Annotated in this window: 5 protein-coding genes; 1 reads left to right on the top strand and 4 read right to left on the bottom strand. The window is 57.2% G+C overall.

All coding sequences use genetic code 11. The annotated features are described in order from the left end of the window. Window positions 1-152 precede the first annotated feature (152 nt). Entirely contained in the window at window positions 153-800 is a 648-nt protein-coding gene (locus tag EDD52_RS23245) for a tyrosine-type recombinase/integrase (RefSeq protein WP_243652084.1), read from the top strand. Window positions 801-1,120: 320 nt separating this feature from the next. Here EDD52_RS23245 and EDD52_RS23240 read toward each other — a convergent pair whose 3' ends face one another. Genes EDD52_RS23240 through tnpA form a run of 4 tightly spaced genes read right to left on the bottom strand, consistent with a single transcriptional unit; the run spans window position 1,121 to window position 4,365 of the window. Continuing rightward, window positions 1,121-2,140, bottom strand: coding sequence for a hypothetical protein (locus EDD52_RS23240; RefSeq protein ID WP_132248987.1), 1,020 nt, complete (start codon window positions 2,138-2,140; stop codon window positions 1,121-1,123). Beyond that, a complete protein-coding gene (tnpC, locus tag EDD52_RS23235; protein ID WP_132248986.1) occupies window positions 2,137-3,633 on the bottom strand; it encodes an IS66 family transposase in 1,497 nt (498 codons plus the stop codon). The genes EDD52_RS23240 and tnpC overlap by 4 nt, the downstream gene beginning before the upstream one ends. A 37-nt stretch (window positions 3,634-3,670) precedes the next feature. Next, window positions 3,671-4,018, bottom strand: a complete 348-nt coding sequence (tnpB, locus tag EDD52_RS23230; RefSeq protein ID WP_132248985.1) for an IS66 family insertion sequence element accessory protein TnpB — start codon at window positions 4,016-4,018, stop codon at window positions 3,671-3,673. Next, window positions 4,015-4,365 (bottom strand): IS66-like element accessory protein TnpA, encoded by a 351-nt coding sequence (gene tnpA, locus EDD52_RS23225; RefSeq protein WP_132248984.1) that lies wholly within the window; start codon window positions 4,363-4,365, stop codon window positions 4,015-4,017. The genes tnpB and tnpA overlap by 4 nt, the downstream gene beginning before the upstream one ends. Between the last annotated feature and the right edge of the window lie 181 nt (window positions 4,366-4,546).

Raw genomic sequence — 4,546 nt, 5'->3', positions numbered from 1 at the left:
ATCACAAAATCAACCGGCTCGACGAATTGCTTCCTTGGAATTGGACACCAGCACCGCCCGAAGATTGCAAGGCGGCCTAAACCGGGCGGTTACTTATCAAGCGCGGTCTGGCAGGTAGCAGCATCACGAGGGTCTTCGGTACCGTCCGTTCGGTGATCAACTTCGCTGCCAGCGAGATCGGCATCGACCTCACCAACCCCTTCGGAAGGGTCTACTATGACCGCAAGGCTGGGGTCGAAGACAGGGCACCGTTGCCTCTCGACACCATCCGCACCGTGCAAGCCGAGTGCCGCAAACTCGACGATGACCTCCGGTGGCTCGTCGCACTCGTGTCGGACACTGGGATGCGCCTTGCCGAAGCTGCTGGCCTTCTCAAAGGGGATCTGCAGCTTGATGACCCTATCCCTCATGTGATCATCCAGGAGCACCCATGGCGACTGCTGAAGACGGCAGGGAGCACTCGAAAGGTGCCGCTGGTTGGGGCGTCACTTTGGGCGGCACAGCGGGTTCAAGAGTGCGTCACGGACAGCAAGTTTGCCTTTCCCCGGTACAACAAGACCGGACAGACAAATGCCAATTCAGCAAGCGCTGCATTGAACAAATGGTTGAAGATATACGTCCCAAAGAAGGGAACGATGCACAGCTTCCGTCATTCAATGCGGGACAGGCTGAGGGCGGTTGAGTGCCCGGCTGACATCGTCGACCAGATCGGTGGCTGGCAAACTGAGGGGGTCGGACACAGCTACGGATCGGGCTATCCACTGGACGTTCTGGCCAAATGGATAAAGACTGCGGCATAGCATTTGCGCCATGTTCTACGCTTGCTCCATCCAGAGATAAAGCTGAGGCGTTTCATATGCTTAGCGGATGCTATGGTGCCCAGGAGATCAGTTGTATTCCCGTTGCAGGCACCGCATCAGCCAGAAGCCTCAGCAATATAAGGCATATAGACACGGGCGAGTCTTGGTCAACAGGCGCCTGCTGTACTACGGCTTGTTCTACGGCTGCTGAGAGCCTCTGAGATTCGCTGTGAGGAGCGACTGATGCTTCTAGGGTATCCATAGCCACCAACTGTTGATTGTCACTGAGAACGTAAGCGTCCGGTGAGAGTGCCGACGGCCTAACTCGTGGCTGGCCGGACGCCGATCCAGGGGCTGTGGCGCTTTTCCCGGATGATTGCCACCCATCGATCCTCTCCGGAGTTGCACCAATCAAGGATGACCGGGTCGATGGGTCGTTTGATCACGTCGATGGGGTCCCCTGTGGCGAGGTCAATTCGTTCGAGGCTGGTCAGAGGCAGGAGCTGTGCGATTGCCTCGCCCAAACGGGTCAACGCGTTCTTGGTGGTTTGATCTTCTTTGGGGAAGCATGCGCTCAGACTTATGCCATCGGTCGCCAACTCTATGTCTTTGGGCATGTTTTTCTCGCCAGGAACATAGAACTTCCGTTCTAGTTCCTTTTCAGCTTCGCGCTGTTGGCTTGTGTACTTGGGGGCTGGGTACTGCCAGCTAGAGAAGCTGATTGAGATTTGCAGCTGATCTTTGCTCGGCAGAACATAGTCTTCAGGGCTTGTCTCGATGTCAGTCAGAAGAGATGGGCCATCGATCAACCAAACACTCAGCGTGTCAATCCGCTCCGGTGTGGTGAGTTCTAGGCGTTCCAACTTGAACTTTTCGTTCGTGACCGGCTTCACCAGAAGAGCGTTGGGGAAGACCGACCAGGCCTTGCCGACAATCTTCCGAGCAGTCTCAATTGTGATTTGGCTGAGGTTTGCTTTCCAAAACGTCATCTGTCCCGTCAGATTGGCGTAACGATGAGCGTGAGGGTCTGTCTCATCTGGGACGATCCCATCAACCGTTACACCAAAGTTGGTGCAAAACTGGGTCAATGACATAGAGCCATCGAATGGAGGGCCGATGTCGGCCTCCAAAATGCAATCGCCGTCGCGCAGGGCATCATCTCCTGGCTCGTTAGCAACGTGAACGCGCAGTGTTCCGCCACGATACCGGACATAAACATCCAGGCCCTCATGGGTTTCTCCATAGAATTGGGAAGGACAAGAACCGCCACCGCGAAGCTTAGCGAGATCAAGGCCAAGGGGCTCGGGAAGCTCCGGAGTATGGAAGCTGATCATCTTCATGGCTTGACGCTCCACGGCAGCAGTTCGTTTACGCGGGTGATCTTGTAGTCGGGGATGCGGGCAATGGTATCGGCGAGCCAGGTCTGGGGATCGACGCCGTTGAGCTTGGCCGTTTCGATCAGAGTGTATGCCACGGCGGCGGCGCGGCCACCGGCGGGCGATCCGACGAAGAGGTAGTTTTTGCGGCCCAAAGCGATGGCACGCATGGCGCGTTCAGCTGTGTTGTTGTCCAACTCCAGAATGCCGTTTGCGAGATACGGCCTGAGCCGCCGCATGCGCGTCAGCGCGTAGCGCATCGCCTGAGCGAGCGGGGATTTGCCCGATATAGTCATCAGTTGTTTGCCCAGCCAATCCTCCAAGTCATCGAAGACAGGTTTGGCTTTGGCCTGTCGGATGGCAACGCGCTGATCCGGCGGCGATCCACGCGCTTCTTTCTCAACGGCATAGAGCTGGCTGATCCGCAGGATCGCTTCTTCTGCGATAGCGGAACCCTGCGACCTGTGCACATCGACAAACTTGCGGCGGATGTGCACCATGCAGGCAACTTCTTTGATGCCGTGGTCGCGGTAAAGCTCTTCGTACCCGGCATAGCCGTCCGCGTGCATCCAGCCTTTGTATTTGCTGAGATGATCCTTGGGGTGTGCCCCGCGCCGGTCTTCGGAGAACTGATACCAAGCGGCAGGTGGTACATCGCTGCCCCATGGCCGTTCGTCGCGTGCATAGACCCAAAGACGCCCAGTCTTTGTCTTGCCCGTGCCGGGTGCGAGCATGTTGACGGGCGTGTCATCGGTGAAGATGGCCTTGCCCTTCAGGGCATGTTTGCCGATTGCATCCGCGAGTGGGGCCAGAAGTGTCGTTGTCTTTCCAACCCAATCCGCCAGGGTGGAACGGTCGAGATCAAGTCCGTCACGTTCGAAGATTTGGCTCTGGCGATAAAGAGGTAGATGGTCAGCGTATTTGCTGACAAGCACATGTGCCAACAACCCCGGCCCTGGCCGACCGCGTTCGATAGGGCGCGATGGTAGAACCGCCTGCGCGAACTGTTCACAGCGTTTGCAGGCAAAGCGCGGGCGGGTGATCTTGTTCACGACGAACCGCCCAGGCACATACTCTAGTTCTTCGGTTACATCCTCGCCGATCCGGCGCAAGGCTCCGCCGCATGTGCAATGATCCTTGGGCGGCAACAGCTCAATGTTGTTGCGCGGGATATGACCCGGGATCGGACGGCGCTTTGGTTTGTCTTTGGGCTCATCCGGCGGCAGCTTCATCTTAGCTGTCATGGCGGCCTCGGGCACCTCGCTCGCCTCAAGCGCCAGCATGAGCTGCTTGGTCTGTTCGGAGGTTGAGCCGTAGCGCCAAGCCTTTTGCCCGGCGACCTGGTGGCGGAGCTTCTCGATCAGCATGGCTTGGGCTTTGATCTCGGCCAAAAGCTGGGTCGTGAACTCTTTGAGCTCCCCATAGTCTTCCGGCAATATCATCGCTTCGGCCATCATGGCCTGAGCTTACATCACTGGAAAGAAATAGGAAATCCTATCCCGCACGCAAAGGCCGCCAGGTTCGGCCCGGTGTGCGCCAGTCGATGCCTTCCAAAAGCATCGCTAGTTGCGCAGGTGACAAAGAGACTTTGCCTTCCTTGGTAGCTGGCCACACAAACTTGCCTCGTTCGAGGCGCTTCGAGAACAGACAAGCGCCCTGACCATCCCACCAGATGATTTTGATCAGATCACCTCGGCGGCCTCGAAAGACAAACAGATGTCCGACAAACGGATCGAGCTTTAGCACCTTCTCTGCCTGAGCGGCCAAGGATGCATACCCCTTGCGCATGTCCGTCACACCGGCTGCCAGCCAGACCTTCGTGTTTGCCGGAACCGGGATCATGTGAGATGCCGCACCAGGCGCGCGACCGCATCTGGATCATAGCTGCCGCTGATCCGTAGGCGGTGCCCGTTCGCCAGTTCCAATTCGATCAACCCGGTCGGCTCCGGCACAGGTTCTGATGGGGTCGGCTGTGCAATCACTTCTACCGGCAGAAACGCCGCTTCATCTTCTTGGACATGCTCGTCCGGGGCAAACTTCGGGTCTTTCAGCCAATTGAAAATCTGGTTCGCATTCAGATCATACCGACGTGCAACCTGCGCAACCGACACACCTGCAACAACAGTCTGCGCACAAATCATGCGCTTCTCGTCATCACTCCACTTCCTGCGCCTGCGCCGCTTTGCCATCTCGGCCCCTCAAGTGTCCACTTAGCTAAGTGGACACTATCCGACATTAGCGAGCCTACGGCAGGGCGGGCAGACCGCACGCTTACCTGAGAACTGACGGTATGGCCGTAAATTGTCACTGAGAATTGACCCATGTGAACACACTTCCCCGACGGTTTTGGTTGGGGGATTTGGAGTGATC

Origin of the sequence: Primorskyibacter sedentarius (genome assembly GCF_004342065.1) — a bacterium.
Lineage (GTDB): Bacteria > Pseudomonadota > Alphaproteobacteria > Rhodobacterales > Rhodobacteraceae > Primorskyibacter > Primorskyibacter sedentarius.
The sequence above is the reverse complement of the archived record's forward strand: the minus strand, read 5'-3'. Positions and strand labels throughout refer to the sequence as shown.

Coding starts and splice junctions, on each gene's coding strand:
- tnpB (WP_132248985.1), bottom strand. CDS start 4,018: ATGATCCCGGTTCCGGCAAACACGAAGGTCTGGCTGGCAGCCGGTGTG.
- tnpC (WP_132248986.1), bottom strand. CDS start 3,633: ATGATGGCCGAAGCGATGATATTGCCGGAAGACTATGGGGAGCTCAAA.
- tnpA (WP_132248984.1), bottom strand. CDS start 4,365: ATGGCAAAGCGGCGCAGGCGCAGGAAGTGGAGTGATGACGAGAAGCGC.
- EDD52_RS23240 (WP_132248987.1), bottom strand. CDS start 2,140: ATGAAGATGATCAGCTTCCATACTCCGGAGCTTCCCGAGCCCCTTGGC.